Raw genomic sequence first — 17,240 nt, 5'->3', positions numbered from 1 at the left:
GCGTCCGCATGGCTATGGAGCAAACGACATGAACAAGCGCTCCAACCTGCTGCCGGAAGGTTTCCACGATTCGCTGCCGCCTCTCGCGGAAGCGGCATCGCGGATGGAACGGGATATCCTGGATACCCTGGCGAGCCACGGCTATGCCCGGGTATCGCCGCCGCTGGCAGAATATGAAGACGTACTGACCAGCCGGATGACAGGATCTGCGAAAAGCGATCTGATGCGCTTTGTCGATCCGATCTCTCAGCGGACGCTGGCCTTGCGGCCGGATGTCACCATGCAAATCGGCCGAATCGCAGCGACCAGCCTGGCGGATCAGGCCCGGCCTCTCCGGCTCGGCTATTCCGGCACCGTGCTGAAACTGCGTTCGGGTCAACTCCGTCCGGAACGCAGCCGATTGCAGATTGGCGCTGAACTGATCGGTACCGACAGTGTCGCAGCCGCCAGCGAAATTGTGTCGGTTGCTGTAGAGGCGCTCGAGCGGGCCGGCGTGACTGGCATTACCGTTGATTTCACGATGCCCGATCTGGTTGATATATTGTCTGCCGGACCGTTGCCGCTCAGCAGCGCGCAGGCCAGTGAAGTACGCCGCGAACTGGATATGAAAGACGCTGGAGGCCTCGCCGAACTTGGTGCGACTGGCTATCTCCCGCTAATCGAAGCGACTGGTCCGTTTGATGATGCCATGACCAAAATGCGGAACTTCGACACTGACTCCCTGCTGACATCACGGCTTGATGGAATTGCCGAAATTGCATCGGCCATCAGCGACAAGGCGAACCTGACGCTAGACCCCACGGAACGCCACGGTTTTGAATATCAAAACTGGTTCGGCTTCACGATTTTTGCCGAAGGCTTTGTCGGCGCCATGGGGCGTGGTGGCAGCTATGAAATCGACCGCCAGGACGACGGGACGGAGCCGGCAGTGGGGTTCTCGCTTTATCCCGGCCCTCTTGTCGACGCGGGCTTTGGTGCCAAAGCGCATGACCTGCTGTTTCTACCGCTCGGGCATGACATTGCAGCAGCCGCAAAACTCCGTGCCGAAGGGTGGCGGACGATCGCCGCTTTGTCGGAGGGCGACCAGCCTCGAGATATGGGCTGTACGCACCATCTCGATGGCAGCAAACCGGAAAAATACTAAACAGGAAGACGTTCTGAATATGGCAAATGTGACGGTGATCGGTGCCCAGTGGGGAGATGAAGGCAAAGGCAAGATTGTCGACTGGCTTTCGGAACGGGCAGACGTTGTGGTGCGCTTTCAGGGCGGTCATAATGCCGGACACACACTCGTCGTCGACGGCGAAGTCTATAAATTGTCATTACTGCCATCAGGAATTGTCCGCGGTGCACTGTCGATTATCGGCAATGGCGTTGTGCTGGACCCGTGGCATTTGCGCGAAGAAATTGACAAGCTCAGCAAACAGGGTGTTGCGATCAACGCGGAGAATTTCGGGGTTGCGGAAAACTGTCCGCTGATCCTGCCCATCCACCGCGACCTCGACGCCATGCGGGAAGATGCCAGTGGCAAAGGCAAGATCGGGACCACCCGTCGCGGAATCGGACCGGCCTATGAAGACAAGGTCGGACGGCGCGCAATTCGGGTATGCGATCTGGCGCATCTCGATGATCTCGGACCGCAGCTGGATAGGCTCTGCGCCCATCATGATGCTTTAAGGGCTGGCTTTGGCGAGCCCCCCGTAGATCGCGAACGCCTGCTTACCGACTTGCGCGAAATTGCGGATTCGGTTCTGCAATATGCACAGCCGGTCTGGAAACGGCTGAACGAGGCGCGCAAACGCGGCGATCGGATATTGTTTGAAGGCGCGCAGGGCGTGTTGCTCGATGTCGATCACGGCACCTATCCCTTTGTCACCAGCTCCAACACCATCTCCGGCACTGCTGCAGGTGGATCAGGCCTTGGTCCATCCGGAACGGGCTATGTGCTGGGCATCGTCAAAGCCTATACGACACGTGTTGGCTCCGGTCCTTTCCCTTCTGAGCTGGATGATGATATTGGCCAGCGTCTTGGCGAGCGTGGCCATGAATTCGGGACCAATACCGGCCGTCAGCGCCGCTGCGGCTGGTTTGACGCCGTACTGGTTCGACAGGCTCTGGCCGTATCCGGAGTTGCAGGCATTGCTCTCACGAAGCTCGATGTTCTCGATGGCTTTGAAGAACTCAAAATCTGTATCGGCTATGATCTGAACGGCGTCACCTATGACTATCTGCCGCCGCACCATCAGGATCAGGAAAGCGTGAAGCCCATTTACGAGAGCATGCCGGGGTGGAGCGAGTCGACCGCCGGCGCCCGCAGCTGGGCTGACCTTCCGGCGCAGGCGATCAAATATATCAAACGCGTGGAAGAACTGATTCAATGCCCGGTGGCTCTGGTGTCGACGTCTCCCGAACGCGAAGACACGATATTGGTGACCGATCCATTCGCGGATTAACGGCTAAGTCGAGATTTCCGCGGTTTGCTCCAATTTGACCGATTGGCCTGATCGATTGGCGCGTGTCATGACGAAATCACCGCTCCAGCTATCATGGATGATCCACTTTCCGGAAAGCTGCCTGCCATCGCCGGAAAGTTCTCCCTCGTAGGATATGTCATCATATTCTTCACTGGAAACATCATATAGTTTCAAAAAGGTGACGGATGAGCCCGACCTGACACCATTCAAACGGGCGGTTAAAAACCGGCCTCGTTCAGTCTCGCTTGTCTCGCCTGAAATACGGCTGCCAGCTTCGCTAATCCTCGCTTGAAAAGCAGTTTCCGCGAGATCCCCGGGATAGCCAAAAACTCCTAACCATTGGCCCGTCATGTCCAGTGGGTCGGAATCCATATCAATGCCTCAAACATCGTCCGCGGAAATCATTTCTTCCCGGTCAATCTCTCCGGTCATCGAAGCGACGGTCACGGCAATCGCGGCATCACCCGAAACATTGGTTGTCGTGCGCATCATGTCCATGATCCGATCGACGCCAGCGACAAAGGCTATTGTTTCAAGCGGGACACCGACACTGCCAAAGACCAGCGCCATCATGATCAGGCCCGCACCGGGAATGCCTGCAGCACCAATTGCACCAAGGGTGGAGGTAATCGCAATCAGGATATAGTCACCCATATTGAGGTCCACCCCGAATATCTGCGCACCAAACAATGTGGCCAGCCCCAGATACATGGCGGTGCCGTTCATGTTGATGGTTGCGCCCAGCGAGACGACAAAGCTGGAAACACTCTGCGATACGCCAAGATTGCGCTGGGTGCAGCGCAATGTGACCGGCAATGTGGCATTGGAAGATGCCGTCGAATAGCTTACCGCCATCGCATCGATAATCCCGCGGAAGAAATCAATCACCGGCAGTTTGGCGATGAATTTGATGAGCCCGGAATACATCACAAAAATGATCAGCAGACAGCCGAGATAGTTGAGACCAACCAGTTTGGCCAGCGAGACCAGAGCCTCCGGCCCCAATGTGCCAGCCACCCAGGCCATGAGCGCAAAGACACCGAAAGGCGTCAATTCCATGACGATCATCGTAACCTTCTGCATCACGATCGCGCCGCTGTCGAAAATCTTCGCCAGCGGTCTGCCTTCTTCTTTCGCCATCAGGATGCCGATACCGATCAGAAGCGCAAAAACGATCAGCGGCAGAACCCGGACATCGGCCATCACCTGCACCGGGCTATCCGGCACAATCGACAGGATCATATCTATCGCTGTGGTGTCATTGGGCGCCGGCGTTTCGCCTTTCTGGATTGCGCTGGTATCGACGCCTTCTCCGGGCTGGAAAAATGTACCAAGTGCGAGGCCCAGCCACGCGGCAATCTGACCGGTAATGATAAACAGGAGCATCGCCCGACCGCCGACACTGCCGAGTTTCCGTAAATCTCCGAGTGCGGCAACGCCCGCCACCAGAGAGAAGAAAATAAGCGGGACGACCAGCATCTTGATCGCCTTGATGAAGAAATCACCGATCCATTTGATCGATGCAGCGTCCGGACCCCAGAACAGACCCGTGGCAATGCCAAGGATAAGAGCTGCAATGACCCGCTGCCACAGCGGTATTTTGAACCAGAAAGACAGCATCGATTAATCCCCGTTATCGTTTCAAGAGAACCTATCGCCCGCCCCGGGGTTCGGCAAGCGTCATTCCTGCATCAGCCCATGCGATTTCGGACTTGGGCCGGTATCCGGGCCAAAAGATTACATCCAGAAACTGATCGCCATACAGGTTGCCAGACCGACTCCGATGGTCAGCGGAATGCCGGCCTTGAAAAAGTCCGTAAACCGGTAATTGCCCGCCGCGTAGACCAAGGTGTTGGTCTGATAGCCGATTGGTGTGGCAAAACTGGCAGAAGCGGCGAACATGACGGCGATGACCAGCGGCCTTGGATCAACTCCCAGATCCTGCCCCAGCGCAATGGCAATGGGCGTAATGATGATCGCCACTGCATTGTTGGTCACGATCTCCGTCATGATGACCGAGAGAACATAAATGGCAAATACCAGCCCCCAGGGCGGAATATCCTGAAGATAGGGCGTCAGCACCCGGACAATCAGATCAACGCTGCCCGCCTGTTGCAGTCCAAGCCCGACGGCCAGCATGCCAAAAATCAGGACCAGCACATTGCCGTCAATTGATCCCCATGCTTCTTCGGCATCGATACAGCGCGCCAGCAAGATTGCACCCACAGCCAGAATGGCTGCGACGGCAAGGGGAATGACGTTCAGGGCGGCCAATACGACCACTGCGACAAGTGCGCCAACCGCAATCGGCGCGCGATCTCTGCGGAAGGCACGAATCTTGGTCTGGCCCACACCAAACAGATTGGGATTTTCGTACATGCGCGCAATATCTTCTCCGGATCCGGTTACCAGCAGTCGGTCCGCCGCATGAATACGTGCATTTGTGAGATCGGATCGAGGCAGGTTCCGAAACCGGGTCATGCCCAGAATCCGGACGTTCAGCTGTGACAGAAACGGAATGTCGAACAACCGGTTCCCGATACTGGGGTGGCTGGGCGCAACTGTCGCCTCGACAAGTTCCTCACCCAATGGTCCGACATCACCGCGCCGGATAATGCCGATCTTGAAATCGGGGGATTCGCGCAAGGAAATCAATTCGGCGAGCTCGAGCTGGACAGCCACCCGGTCACCAGCTTCGAGAACCAGATGCTCCAGATCATGACGAATATATGAACTCTCCCGACTGACAGCAGTGACCTTGATTCCCGCGCGACGGAAGATCGGGACGTCGGAAATCCTTTTGTTCCTGGCGTCCGATTTGTTGCGAACGGTCAATTCGGTCAGGAACGCGCTTTCATCATTGCTGGAAAATTCTCCGCTAACCTGTCCGCCGGGAAGCAGCCAGCTGCTGAACAGTGCCATCATGATTGTACCAGCCAGTGCCGCCACCAGTCCGTAAGGCGTGATCTCGAAAATGCCGAACCCGCTCATGCCCGTATCGCGCGCAACAGCATCAACAATCAGGTTGGTCGACGTTCCGATCAGCGTCGTTGTGCCGCCCAGAATGCAGATGAAACTCAGCGGAATCAGCAGCTTCTTCGAAGATATTCCGGTCGCACGGGACAGCCGGATGATGATTGGAATCAGCACCAGAACAACCGGCGTGTTGTTCATGAAAGCCGAGGCGACAAATGCGCCCAGAAACATTTCGGCAACGGCCAGTCGGGGATGTTTGCGCGCGCGCGAAATGATGAAACCGGCTATGGCATCAATAGTCCCGGTCCTCAGCAGAGCGCCCGACAATATGAACATCGCGGCAATGGTAATCGGCGCCGTATTCGAAAAAACAGAGAATAATCCGTCAGAATCGATAATGCCCAGGAACAGAAACATGCAGGCGCCAAGCACCGCAACGACCGCAGCCGGGAACCGTTCCATGAAAAAGCCGGTGAACAGAAAACCAAGTATGACAAGACCGATAATCGCCTTGTGCGCCTGAATATAGTCGTCAACGACATGAAGTATCAGTTCGATCATCGGACTAGAGGCAGCCTTCTATATACTGGACACTGTTGCTGGTCCCGATGCGAAAACTGGTGATCACTTTGGTGTCTGTTTCAAAGACAATTCCGTGATCTCCAGCCGACCACGAAAGATAGGAGCCGGCATCCTCCAGATAGGGGTGCGGTGCCTGTTTCAGCGATGCGCCATAGGCGACAAGAGCATCTGCAACCGGACTGCCGAGACCAATATTCTTTTCGGTCATTACCTCTTTTTCAGACTTGGGTTCGTCCGGCTGAGGCGTGTAAAAATCAACTCTGGTCAATATTCCGTCTTCGAACATGAGTGAGCTGACCGGCCATTTGTCTGCCACACCAAAATTTTCGCACCCTTTGCCCGTTGCCTGAGGATTGTCCCAGTCTTCCACTTCCGATGAATATTGCAATGACAGGTCATGGGCAGCTGCCACATCTGTATAAGCCGTGCCTATTGTGAATGGTCCGGCGCGGTCGGGATAGGCAATGAATGTGTTCGCTGCCTTCTGGTCCGTCTGTGCCGCATCCGAACTGGCATCGCCAGATTCGGAATTCGAAACAGATGATTTCGCGTCCTCACTGGCCGGTTCAGACGGCACGCATGCGGTCACCAGAAGCGCCAGCACAAAAGCCGCCAGTCTCGCCATCAGTCAGATTCTCCGCATTGCGCCCGGTGCATGAGTTTCTGATCTGCGAGAACCAGTGCCATCATCGCCTCGACCACCGGAACACCGCGAATGCCAACGCACGGATCATGGCGGCCCTTGGTGACTATTTCTGTCGCTTCACCATCCCGCGTCACCGTTTCCACCGGAGTCAGAATCGAGCTGGTCGGTTTGAACGCAACCCGGCAAAATACCGGTTGTCCGGTTGAAATTCCTCCAGCCGTTCCTCCGGCATGATTGGAATCAAATCTTGGACCATCATTTCCGGGACGCATGGCATCCGCATTCTGTTCACCGCGCAACCGGGCGGCGGCAAAGCCATCCCCAATTTCGACGCCCTTGGTGGCATTGATGGTCATCATCGCCGCCGCAATCTCGCTATCCAGTTTTGCGTAGACGGGCGCGCCCCAGCCTGCGGGAACCCCGGTGGCCTGACAGGCGATCACCGCTCCGAGACTGCTGCCATCCTTGCGTGCGCCATCGACCAGCGCTTCCCAGCGTTTTGCTGCCTTGGCATCCGGACAGAAAAACGGATTTCTGGTGATCTCTTCTGCATCAAAATTTGCCATATCAATGGCATCACCGCCAATTTCCGCAACCCATGCCTGAATTGAAACCTCGGGCAACGCCAGGCGGGCGACCGCACCGGCAGCAACTCTCGCTGCGGTTTCGCGGGCGCTCGATCGCCCCCCTCCGCGATAATCGCGAAAACCATATTTCTGATCATAAGCATAATCCGCATGGCCGGGCCGATAGGCTTTGGCCACTTCCGAATAATCTTTGGACCTCTGGTCGACATTTTCGATCATCAGGGATATCGGCGTGCCGGTCGTCTTGCCTTCGAACACGCCGGACAGGATTCTGACCTGATCCGGTTCCTTGCGCTGCGTCGTATATTTGGACTGACCCGGGCGCCGCGCATCAAGATAGGGCTGAATATCAGCTTCGCTTACAGGCAGTCCCGGAGGGCAGCCATCGACGACCGCGCCCAGCGCAGGACCATGACTTTCTCCCCAAGTGGAGAAGCGAAAAACGCGACCAAAACTGTTGAAACTCAAATCGGATTCTCCCCGTCGATAATCTCTACTCTATTTCCGAACGGATCATCTACAAAGAATCGCGCCTGACCATCAATATTATTGCTTTGCCGTGTCGCAAAGCCAGCTGTTTCGCATTGCCGGCGCAATTGTCCGAAACCGCGCACAGAAAAAGCGGGATGTGCTTTTTGCGCGGGCCGGAAGTCCTGTTCCACGCCAAGGTGCACGCGCACGCCGCAATATTCAAACCAGCATCCCCCGTTTTGCTGCATGTCGAGCGGTTTTTCCCGTTCAGGCAGTCCAAGGATATCCCGATAGAAACCGCGCGCTTTGTCTTCACCGCCCTTGGGCATCGCGAGTTGCACGTGATGCAGATCGAGGATCATCAATCCAGCGCGATATCAGGCGCGTCTTCCTGTTTCATCCCCACCACATGATAGCCGGCATCGACATGATGGGTTTCGCCGGTCACACCGGATGACAAGCTAGAACAGAAATACAGACCGGCCCCGCCAACATCCTCGATCGTGACGTTGCGACGCAGCGGCGAATTATATTCGTTCCACTTCAAGATATAGCGAAAATCTCCGATTCCGCTGGCGGCCAGGGTCTTGATCGGGCCGGCCGATATTGCGTTGACCCGAATATTGTTCGGGCCCAGATCATTGGCCAGATATTGAACCGATGTTTCCAAAGCCGCTTTTGCGACGCCCATGACATTATAGTGCGGGATAACTTTTTCTGCGCCATAATAGGTCAACGTGACGATGCTGCCGCCATCCGGCATCATTTTCGCCGCTCGCTGGGCCACCGCGACCAGACTGTATGCGGAAATATTCATCGTCATCAGAAAATTATCGAGACTGGTGTCGACATATTTTCCGCGCAATTCGCTTTTGTCGGAAAATCCGATCGCATGGACCACAAAGTCCAGCGTGTCCCAGCGGGATTGGAGGGTTTCGAAAGCTCCATCAAGTGCCGCCATATCCGACACATCACAATCAATCAGAAAATCGGACCCCAATTCCGCAGCAAGAGGCCTGACCCGTTTCGCCAGGGCATCACCCTGATATGAAAAGGCCAGTTCGGCTCCCGCTTCAGCCAGCTGCCTGGCGATACCCCAAGCCAGCGACTTGTTGTTTGCCAGCCCCATGATCAGGCCACGTTTGCCCTTCATCAGTTCATTCATTGCCGGTTCCCTTGTCTCGACTAATTCCCGTCTGATAGCGCTCATCCGTCTGATTTTCCAGAAAATCATCGCTTTCCGTGTTTTGATCGAAAGCGGCCCTGTCAGGCCGGGTCAAATATTGTGGCCGATCAGCCAGCGCGGCGTTGAGTTCCGCTCCGATAACCATTCCCAATCCGATCAGATAAAAGAATATCAGCGTGATAATCACACCGGCCAGACTGCCATAGGTCAGCTGATAATTGGCGGCATATTTGAGGAATAGCGGCAGCAGGCCGGAAATCATCAACCACCAGGCACTGATAAAAACGGCACCCGGCCATTTTGGAAAGATGCGATGGCGATACTGGCGCGGGGTCAACAGGCGGAACAGAAAATAGAGCGTGAAAAACAATATCAGGAACGGCAAGATGGCGGACAGCGAAAACCATGTGGAACCAGTGTCATCCAGTGACAGATAGCCACCGAAAAACTCGGTCAGGGCGGAAAGCGCAAATTGCGCGCTCAGCGAAAGCATCGCAAAAAAGACAGAAAGGATGATCAGGCCAATTGACGTCAGCCGGTATTCCCAGAATGCGCGCTGAGCCTCGACGCCATATGCCCGGTGCAGGATTTCCCGGATTGTCTCGATCAAACTGGCGGTCGTCCAGAGGCCGACACCGGCGCTCAACCAAAGCAAGGGGCCGGTCCGGGCGTTCATCGCCTCGCTGATCGGATCACGCAGCGCATTGGCCACCGACGGCGGCACCGTTTGCAGAAAGGCAGCCACAAAATCCACACCCGCCGCCGTCTGACCGATACTGCCCGCAATTGCCGCTGCCACTATGAAGAAGGAGAAAACGGCCAGAAGGGAAAGATAGGCGAAATTTCCGGCAAAGGTGAATCCGTCTGTATACACGCCCACGGCCGTCCGTTCGGCCACGGAAAAGATTTGGCGGGGCAGGCTTTCGTCCGCCAGTCGTTCGGCCGCACGTTCGGGCTTCGGATCCATTTCCGTCCGATCGGTCCGCCGCCGACCGCCATGCCGCGCTTCCGGTGAAAGCCGTGACCCCTCAGTCATATCGGGACCACGCCAATTCTAAACGCCCATAAACGTGCGGGGACTATCGTCATTATCCCAATCGGAAACAAAATCCTTCAGCGCCTTGTCATCCTCCGGGATCTCGATCATCAATGTAACCAGTTGGTCACCGCGCCCTCCGGACTTGCCATGAAAGCCTCTTTTTTTAAGGCGCAAGGTCTTGCCGGAATTGGCGCCGGCGGGGATCGAAAGCATGACCGGCCCATCGACGGTCGGAACTTTGACCTTGCCGCCTGTGACCGCTTCTTTCAGGCTGATCGGCAACTCCAGCTTCACATTATTGCCGTCACGTTCGAAAAAGGGATGCGCGTTGACATGGATCGTGACTATCGCATCTCCATGTCCGCCAGGACCGGACCGTCCCTTGCCACCCAGTCGCATCTGCGTTCCATCCTCCACGCCCTTGGGCAGGCTGAGATCAATGGTCTTGCCATCTTCGAGAGTGATGCGCTGTTTTTCCAGTGTCGCGGCGGCTACAAATTCCACTTTCAGGCGATAGGAAACATTGGCCCCTTTGGGCGGGGGCGCACTGCGCGAACTGGATCCGAACGGCGAAGACCTGCCACCGCCGCCGCCAAACAGGCCTTCGAATATATCCCCGAAATCAGCGCCCCCATTGCCAAAGTCAAATTGCTGCCCGCCACTTCCGCGATTATATCCGCCTGCGCCACCGCCAAATCCATAGGGTGCGGCCGGATTTCCGTCCGCATCGATTTCTCCGCGATCAAACTGGGCGCGCTTGTCCTTGTCCAGCAACAGATCATAGGCCTTGGTTACGTCCGAAAACCGCTCTGTCGCCTTGGGGTTATCCTTGTTTCTGTCCGGGTGCAGCTCTTTGGCAAGCTTGCGATAGGCGCTTTTAATCTCCTTCTCGCTTGCGCCTTTGGCTACGCCAAGTGCCTGATATGGATCAGCCATTATTTGCCCTTTTTCAACTCCTTATCTCTCAAGATTGGAATTGTGTTCCCGTGATTCAACATTTGCGATTCAATATCAGTGTTTTACTCAGGTACTACGGCATCTGCAACCCGGTTGTGGCGCGTGAAGCGCAGGAGCAAATATAAGGTCAGTCCAAATGGTCCGAGCATCAGCACGAAAAACAGAACCGGGACCTGCAACCAGCGGGCAAATCCGTATTTGTCGGCATTGTTGGCGACCCACATGCCAACGAACAGGTCAAAGGCAAGATAGTGGATCCATCCGATTGTTGCGCCGCCTTCATTGCCCAGTGCTTGCTGGACACCTGCGAGGGTTGAAAAGTCCGGCGTTCCGCCACCGCCGTCAATCATGCCGGTCATCAACGGAATGATAATCACCGCATAGGCGAGCGAAAGAAGCCCGACACCGCCATAGAAAAGGCCCTTCATCACAATATCCCGGCGCGGAGCCAACGCCAGAATGAGCCACATCAACAGCGCCCAGCTATTGGTGACCGTAAATATCAGTTCCCAGTTCATAATAAAGCTCCCCTGCTTTGGAGATCGGGGGTTAGCATGAAAAAGAACGGGGGGCCAATCGGCTCTTCTCCGAATAACTGCAAATTTCCAGCATCCGAAAAAACGGCAGCTGTTGAAATCATATAATGCCCTTTCCTGTCTGCCGACACCCTGATAGTTCGCCGGACATGAATTATCTTCCATCCTTTGTTGGTACCCGGCATTTTTTTGCATGTGATACGCTGGAAACTTGTGAGGCTGATATATGAATGCCCTCGAAAGCGATGCGCCGTTGATTGTCTATGTCGACGTGAAAAGCCCCTATGCATTTGTCGCGATCCGCCCGACACTGGCCCTGGAGGCAGAGCTGGGCATGCAATTTGACTGGCGGCCACTGACGCTGGACATTCCCAGCTATCTTGGCTCTGCGGAAAAGAAAAAGGGCAAGGTTGTCGCATCATCGGGTCGCAGCCCGCGCACATGGAATGCGATCAGATATTCCTATCGTGATGCGCGGCGTTATGCCGAACGTCAGGGCCTGATGCTCAAGGGCACTGAAAAGATCTGGGATTCGAGCATCGCCAATATCGGAATACTTTGGGTTACCCAGCAGGACCGGGACAAGCTGCCACGCTATCTGGAAGCGGTCTATCCCCCATTCTGGCGGCGGGAACGGGATATTGAAGATAGTGATGTGGTGAAATCATGTCTCGCCGAAGCCGGCGTTGACGTCAGCGGTTTTGACGCTTTTGAGTCCGGTGACGGACGTGCGCAGCATGACGACCTCCAGAAACAGTTTCACCCGAACGGCATTTACGGTGTTCCCACATATGTGCTCGGGGACGAGATCCTGTTTGGCCGGGAACATATTCCTTACCTGCGGTGGCATCTCGGCGGACAAAATGGCCCTGCACCCGACATTGCATACGAAATTGCGCCATGCTGACAGCCTATATCGATTTCAGATCACCTGCGTCATATCTCGCGATCAAACCGGTTCTGGCGCTTGCGAAGCGTCATGGAATCACAGTGCAATGGCAACCCTTTCGGACTTTTGAACGAGATATACCCGACGTGACCGAAAGTCCTACTGTCGCACAATCCCACCGCCGGGTGCGCGCGACTTCCCGGCGCGCCATCCATCAAAAATATGCGGCACATCAAGGGATCGATCTGCAATTTCCCGATCCGGCCGGAAATACCGATCTCGCCCTGGGTGCGTTGGCGCTGATCAAAGGTGATCCATTGCCATTCATCCACGCAACCTTTGCGGCTTACTGGACCAGCCATGCTGATCTGAACAATCCGGACATCGTCGCACCATTGCTGATGAAAACCCTGGCAGAAGATCTCCGCTTCGACCAAAATGCTGCAATCGAGGCGCTGGAATCTACGCAGGAGGACGCAGAAGAACGGGGCGTTGTCGATGCGCCGGCATTCATCATACAGGATCAACTGTTTATCGGGCGCGAGCATTTGCCGTGGATTGAAGAGCTCATTGTGACGGAGACTTGAGCCCAGCCCGCGAAAACGGCCTGGCGCAAAAATCTTCCATACCCTTCCACCGGTCATCAAGCCCTGATACAGCGCGCCCTATGACAATGGATCCTTTCTCCCTCTTCGACACGTGGTTCACCGAAGCACGCGAAACCGAACTTAATGACAGCAATGCGATGACGCTCGCGACCGCAGATGCCGATGGCCAGCCTGCCGCCCGAATGGTATTGCTCAAAGGCCACGGTACGGACGGTTTTATCTTCTACACCAATCAGGAGAGCCGCAAGGCTGCAGACATCGCGTCTAATCCAAAGGCAGCCATATTGTTCCACTGGAAGAGCAAGCGCCGCCAGATCAGGATTGAAGGATCGCTTTCGGTAGTCGCAGATGATGTGGCAGACTCCTATTTCGCTACCCGCAGCCGGGATTCCCAACTCGGGGCATGGGCATCCGACCAGTCACAGCCGCTGGACAGCCGCGAAACGTTCGAAGCGAGATTTGAGGCCATGAAAGAGAAATTTTCTGGCGGAGAGGTCCCGCGTCCTGCACATTGGTCCGGCTACATTCTCCGGCCGGAACGATTTGAATTCTGGCAGGATCGCGAACATCGCCTGCACGAGCGCCGAACTTATCGGCGTGATGGCGACAACTGGACAGAAGGGATGCTTTATCCATGACCACAGGACAGTCTCTGCATTATTATCATGTCGATGCGTTTGCGGATCGTCCGTTCACGGGCAACCAGGCCGCAGTCATCCCGCTGACCGAATGGCTCGACGATGACATTCTGCAAGCCATTGGTGAAGAAAATAACTTCGCCGAAACCGCATTTTATCTGCCTGACGAGACTGGTGAAGCGGATTATGAGCTACGCTGGTTTACACCGACGATTGAAATTGCTCTGTGCGGGCATGCGACACTGGCAAGCGGCCATGTCATCCTGTCCGAGCAGCCGGATCGTGATCAGGTGACATTTCGAACACGCCGGGCCGGCATTTTGAAAATGAAACGGGACGGGGAGGGCTATGCGCTCGGACTGCCGGCCTATGCACCTGATCTGAAAGATTTTCCGGAGATTGTCGAGCTTGTCGGCGGCAGTCCTGTCGAAACACAGTTTCACAAGGGCCGCTATCATGTTTTGCGTTACCAGACCGCGGACGAAGTTCTGGCGCTCAAGCCGGATCTGAAAGCCTTGGGTGCTCTTGGCAACCAGCAGTTCATCTGCACGGCTCCGGGAACCGACACCGATGTTCTCAGCCGGGTCTTCGTCCCCGGCGGCGGGGTCGATGAAGACAGTGTCACTGGGTCTGCTCATGCCGTGCTCACGCCATTTTGGGCGAAGCAACTCGAACGTGACAGCTTCACCGCATATCAGGCGAGCCAGAGAGGCGGTTATGTCAATTGTCGCCTCGACGGGGAAACGGCCTGGCTCGGCGGGAATTGCGTGACCGTTGTCGAAGGCCTGTTTCGGATTTGATTTCCGAGCGGAAACCCGGATTTAGCTTCCGATCGGAAACAAGGCCATGATGTTGCCGATCTGATCACTCATCGGGCGATTGACATCATCCTGGGTCTTGCCGAGCCGCACAACCGTCAGCTTTTGTTCCGGCGAAACCACAATCTGCTGTCCAAGATGTCCGAGCGCTGCAAAGATCGTGTCGGGGCCGTTGTCCGGGAAAAGAACCTGATTGCGTCCCTCCGGGCGTTTTTTGTTGAGCCAGATATGTCCGCCATAAGCCGGATCATTGGGGGAAGATGTTTTCATGAATTTCACCCAGCTTACCGGTAAATGCTGTGCCCCCTTGCGGGTGCCATTGTGGCGCAGAAATTCTCCGAAGGTTGCATAGTCACGCGCAGTCGCCTGGATAATACTGCCACCGACCATCGTTCCATTGGCGTCAAACTCGACAAATGTGCTTTCCATGCCCAGCGGTTCCAGCAGCCGGCCGCGAATGAACCGCATCGTGGCATCGCGCCTGACATTTGGATCCTTGCTGTCGGTCAATGTCCGGGTGATGATATCGGCGAGGATCACACTGGTTGCCGTGCTATATTCGAATTTTTCTCCCGCCGCGGCTTCCATTGTCCGTGCTTCGGCATAGCCGCTCATGTCATCGGCACCATCCAGAAACAGCATGCGCTGCGTATCTGCTTCATAGAGCGTCTTGCCGTCTTCCGGGCCGACTTCCGTATGCTGCAGCCCCGAAGACATGTGGAGCAAATGGCGAAGGGTAATCTCTCCGCGCGGATCTCCCGAACGCTGCCATGCCGGAACCGGTGCGGGGTCATCCAGCACAAGCCGGCCATCCCCAACCATGAATCCGATCAGCGCACCAGTGAATGACTTGGCCATGGACCAGCTGATGAAACGCGTATCCTCGTCATAGCCTTCGCCATAGCGTTCTGCGATAATCTCTCCGCGATGCATGACCAGCAATGCGCGGGTTTCAGACATGGCTGGATCGTCGAACAGAGGCGAGATCGCCCGGTCAAGTCGCGCCCGGTCAATCGGGCTGGATTCAGAGATATAGGAGAGTTCTTCCGCGCTCTTGACCGGAGGAAGATTGTCGGCCTCGCCGGCACCACAACTGTTGAGACAGGCGGCCAGTGCGACCATGAGCGGGAATTTCATCTTGTACATGGCTGATCGTTGCACCAATAGAGGCGCTTATGGCAACTGTAAAAAACGATTCCCCGGCACCGGTCAGCAAAGGCCGCATATTGATATATGTTCTGGTTCTTTTTCTGGTGATCCTGGCAGCGATATTTGCCTGGAACTATACGTTTATCAAAGGGCAACTGGGCGTCGGCACTGCCTATGGCGCCCGCGTAGCCTGCTCCTGCCACTATATTGGCGGGCGCGAGATCGGTGATTGCGAAAAGGATTTTGAACCGGGAATGGAAGTGATCGGGCTTTCGGTCGATGATGAAACCAGACAGGTTACCGCATCTGTGCCCTTACTCGCATCCGCGACCGCAGAATTTCGTGAAGGCTGGGGATGTGTGATGATCGAAGCGGAAAAACTGGATACCCGCTGACGAGATCATTCCGGCTATCAGACTGCTGCTGCCGCGAGCCATTGCTGTGAAACCGCTCCGGTTTTTTCAATCCAGCCCCCGCCCAGAACACGATCCTTGTTGTAGAACACGGCTGCCTGTCCCGGCGCGACGCCATATTCGGGATTGTGGAATTGCAACTTGCCGTCTTCGAGACGCGCATGGGTTGGCTTTGCCATGGAGCGCACCTTGACCTGCATGGGCCCGTTAAAATCGCCGCCGATCCAGTTGATATCCCGCAAGTGCGCCGACGCGACTGCGAGCGCCTGTCTGGGTCCGACAAATACCCGCTTTGTTTCGGGGTCCAGACGAATAACATAGAGCGGTTCGGCCTGGCCTCCGATTTCCAGTCCCTTGCGCTGACCGACCGTATAATGAATCAATCCCTTGTGCCGCCCCATGACCGTGCCATCAATATGCACAATCTCGCCATCGTCATCCGCTTCCGGGCGAAGCTTGCGTACGACGCCGGCATAGTCGCCATCGGGAACAAAGCAAATATCCTGACTGTCCGGCTTGAATGCAACTGCGAGGCCCATTTCTTCGGCAATTTCGCGCACCTGTGCCTTGGGCATATCACCCAAAGGAAAGCGCAGATATTCCAGCTGCTCCTGGGTTGTCGCAAACAGAAAATAGCTCTGGTCACGGGCGGGATCGAGTGCACGATGAAGCTCGGCCCCGTCTTCACCCATGACCCGGCGCACGTAATGTCCGGTCGCCAGACAATCGGCTCCGAGCTCCCGGGACAGATTCAACAAGTCCGTAAATTTCACACCCATATTGCACTGAACGCAGGGGATTGGCGTCCGGCCGGACATATATTCGTCGGCGAACACATCCATGACCGATTCCTGAAACCGGCTGGCATGATCAAATACATAATGGGCGATGCCCAGCTTTTCGGCCACGGCGCGCGCATCGCGAATATCCTGTCCCGCACAACAGCTCCCGGCCCGGCCGACGGCTTCGCCATGATCATAGAGTTGCAGCGTGATCCCAATGGTCTCCGCACCGGTCCGCGCGGCCAGTGCAGCGACCACGCTCGAATCGACACCACCAGACATGGCCACGACAATCCTTTTGCCGCTCATGTCTTCGCCCAGTTGAAAATCGCTGTTGATTCGGTCTGTCATAATGTTCCGTGCCATAGCGATGAACCGCTCGTCGCGCCACTATTGCGACAATTTGGTCCGCAATATCCAATACTGGTTCATATTGGGACGAAAGCGTCCTTTGCAAGGAAGGTTTGCTTAACCAGTCCTAAGACCGCG

The 17,240-nt window shown here is 55.8% G+C and carries 19 protein-coding genes; 7 read left to right on the top strand and 12 right to left on the bottom strand.

The window, feature by feature from the left end; genetic code table 11:
• Positions 1–28 precede the first annotated feature (28 nt).
• Positions 29–1,144, top strand: coding sequence for an ATP phosphoribosyltransferase regulatory subunit (locus ABJI30_RS00195; protein WP_348014876.1), 1,116 nt, complete (start codon positions 29–31; stop codon positions 1,142–1,144).
• A gap of 19 nt (positions 1,145–1,163) precedes the next feature.
• Positions 1,164–2,453, top strand: a complete 1,290-nt coding sequence (locus ABJI30_RS00190) for an adenylosuccinate synthase (protein WP_348014875.1) — start codon at positions 1,164–1,166, stop codon at positions 2,451–2,453.
• Between the two features lie 3 nt (positions 2,454–2,456).
• Here ABJI30_RS00190 and ABJI30_RS00185 read toward each other — a convergent pair whose 3' ends face one another.
• The 10 genes from ABJI30_RS00185 to ABJI30_RS00140 form a co-directional block, all read right to left on the bottom strand.
• Positions 2,457–2,846, bottom strand: coding sequence for a hypothetical protein (locus tag ABJI30_RS00185; RefSeq protein ID WP_348014874.1), 390 nt, complete (start codon positions 2,844–2,846; stop codon positions 2,457–2,459).
• A 9-nt stretch (positions 2,847–2,855) separates the two neighbouring features.
• A complete protein-coding gene (locus ABJI30_RS00180) occupies positions 2,856–4,094 on the bottom strand; it encodes a dicarboxylate/amino acid:cation symporter (RefSeq protein WP_348014873.1) in 1,239 nt (412 codons plus the stop codon).
• 117 nt (positions 4,095–4,211) lie between these two features.
• Complete coding sequence (locus ABJI30_RS00175; protein ID WP_348014872.1) at positions 4,212–6,011, bottom strand: SLC13 family permease; 1,800 nt, start codon at positions 6,009–6,011, stop codon at positions 4,212–4,214.
• Between the two features lie 4 nt (positions 6,012–6,015).
• A complete protein-coding gene (locus ABJI30_RS00170) occupies positions 6,016–6,657 on the bottom strand; it encodes a hypothetical protein (RefSeq protein WP_348014871.1) in 642 nt (213 codons plus the stop codon).
• The gene (aroC, locus tag ABJI30_RS00165; protein ID WP_348014870.1) at positions 6,657–7,733 is read right to left on the bottom strand and encodes a chorismate synthase; all 1,077 of its coding nucleotides are present in this window, start codon (positions 7,731–7,733) and stop codon (positions 6,657–6,659) included. The genes ABJI30_RS00170 and aroC overlap by 1 nt, the downstream gene beginning before the upstream one ends.
• Positions 7,730–8,098 carry a VOC family protein gene (locus ABJI30_RS00160; protein ID WP_348014869.1) on the bottom strand — a complete coding sequence of 123 codons (369 nt, stop codon included), beginning with the start codon at positions 8,096–8,098 and terminating at the stop codon, positions 7,730–7,732. Before ABJI30_RS00160 ends, aroC begins: the two co-directional genes overlap by 4 nt.
• Complete coding sequence (fabI, locus tag ABJI30_RS00155) at positions 8,098–8,901, bottom strand: enoyl-ACP reductase FabI (RefSeq protein ID WP_348014868.1); 804 nt, start codon at positions 8,899–8,901, stop codon at positions 8,098–8,100. Before fabI ends, ABJI30_RS00160 begins: the two co-directional genes overlap by 1 nt.
• A complete protein-coding gene (locus ABJI30_RS00150; RefSeq protein WP_348014867.1) occupies positions 8,894–9,958 on the bottom strand; it encodes a YihY/virulence factor BrkB family protein in 1,065 nt (354 codons plus the stop codon). Before ABJI30_RS00150 ends, fabI begins: the two co-directional genes overlap by 8 nt.
• An 18-nt stretch (positions 9,959–9,976) precedes the next feature.
• Entirely contained in the window at positions 9,977–10,897 is a 921-nt protein-coding gene (locus ABJI30_RS00145; protein WP_348014866.1) for a J domain-containing protein, read from the bottom strand.
• 83 nt (positions 10,898–10,980) lie between these two features.
• Positions 10,981–11,436 (bottom strand): ABA4-like family protein, encoded by a 456-nt coding sequence (locus ABJI30_RS00140; protein ID WP_348014865.1) that lies wholly within the window; start codon positions 11,434–11,436, stop codon positions 10,981–10,983.
• Between the two features lie 244 nt (positions 11,437–11,680).
• Between ABJI30_RS00140 and ABJI30_RS00135 the strand changes: the two genes are divergently transcribed.
• The 4 genes from ABJI30_RS00135 (at position 11,681) to ABJI30_RS00120 (ending at position 14,389) form a co-directional block, all read left to right on the top strand.
• A complete protein-coding gene (locus ABJI30_RS00135) occupies positions 11,681–12,361 on the top strand; it encodes a DsbA family protein (RefSeq protein WP_348014864.1) in 681 nt (226 codons plus the stop codon).
• Complete coding sequence (locus tag ABJI30_RS00130; protein WP_348014863.1) at positions 12,355–12,930, top strand: DsbA family protein; 576 nt, start codon at positions 12,355–12,357, stop codon at positions 12,928–12,930. The genes ABJI30_RS00135 and ABJI30_RS00130 overlap by 7 nt, the downstream gene beginning before the upstream one ends.
• A gap of 80 nt (positions 12,931–13,010) precedes the next feature.
• Positions 13,011–13,589: a pyridoxamine 5'-phosphate oxidase gene (gene pdxH, locus ABJI30_RS00125; RefSeq protein WP_348014862.1), complete on the top strand. Its 579-nt coding sequence runs from the start codon at positions 13,011–13,013 to the stop codon at positions 13,587–13,589.
• Positions 13,586–14,389, top strand: a complete 804-nt coding sequence (locus tag ABJI30_RS00120) for a PhzF family phenazine biosynthesis protein (RefSeq protein ID WP_348014861.1) — start codon at positions 13,586–13,588, stop codon at positions 14,387–14,389. Before pdxH ends, ABJI30_RS00120 begins: the two co-directional genes overlap by 4 nt.
• Before the next feature lie 21 nt (positions 14,390–14,410).
• Here ABJI30_RS00120 and ABJI30_RS00115 read toward each other — a convergent pair whose 3' ends face one another.
• Positions 14,411–15,553 (bottom strand): serine hydrolase, encoded by a 1,143-nt coding sequence (locus tag ABJI30_RS00115; protein WP_348014860.1) that lies wholly within the window; start codon positions 15,551–15,553, stop codon positions 14,411–14,413.
• 29 nt (positions 15,554–15,582) lie between these two features.
• Here ABJI30_RS00115 and ABJI30_RS00110 point away from each other — a divergent pair, with 29 nt between their 5' ends.
• Positions 15,583–15,951: a hypothetical protein gene (locus ABJI30_RS00110; RefSeq protein ID WP_348014859.1), complete on the top strand. Its 369-nt coding sequence runs from the start codon at positions 15,583–15,585 to the stop codon at positions 15,949–15,951.
• A 17-nt stretch (positions 15,952–15,968) separates the two neighbouring features.
• Here ABJI30_RS00110 and mnmA read toward each other — a convergent pair whose 3' ends face one another.
• Complete coding sequence (gene mnmA, locus ABJI30_RS00105; protein WP_348014858.1) at positions 15,969–17,102, bottom strand: tRNA 2-thiouridine(34) synthase MnmA; 1,134 nt, start codon at positions 17,100–17,102, stop codon at positions 15,969–15,971.
• Positions 17,103–17,240 lie beyond the last annotated feature (138 nt).

It is taken from the genome of Parasphingorhabdus sp. (assembly GCF_039968395.1).
Classification (GTDB): Bacteria; Pseudomonadota; Alphaproteobacteria; order Sphingomonadales; family Sphingomonadaceae; genus Parasphingorhabdus.
Note: the sequence above shows the minus strand (reverse complement) of the source record. Positions and strands in the feature narration are given on the sequence as shown.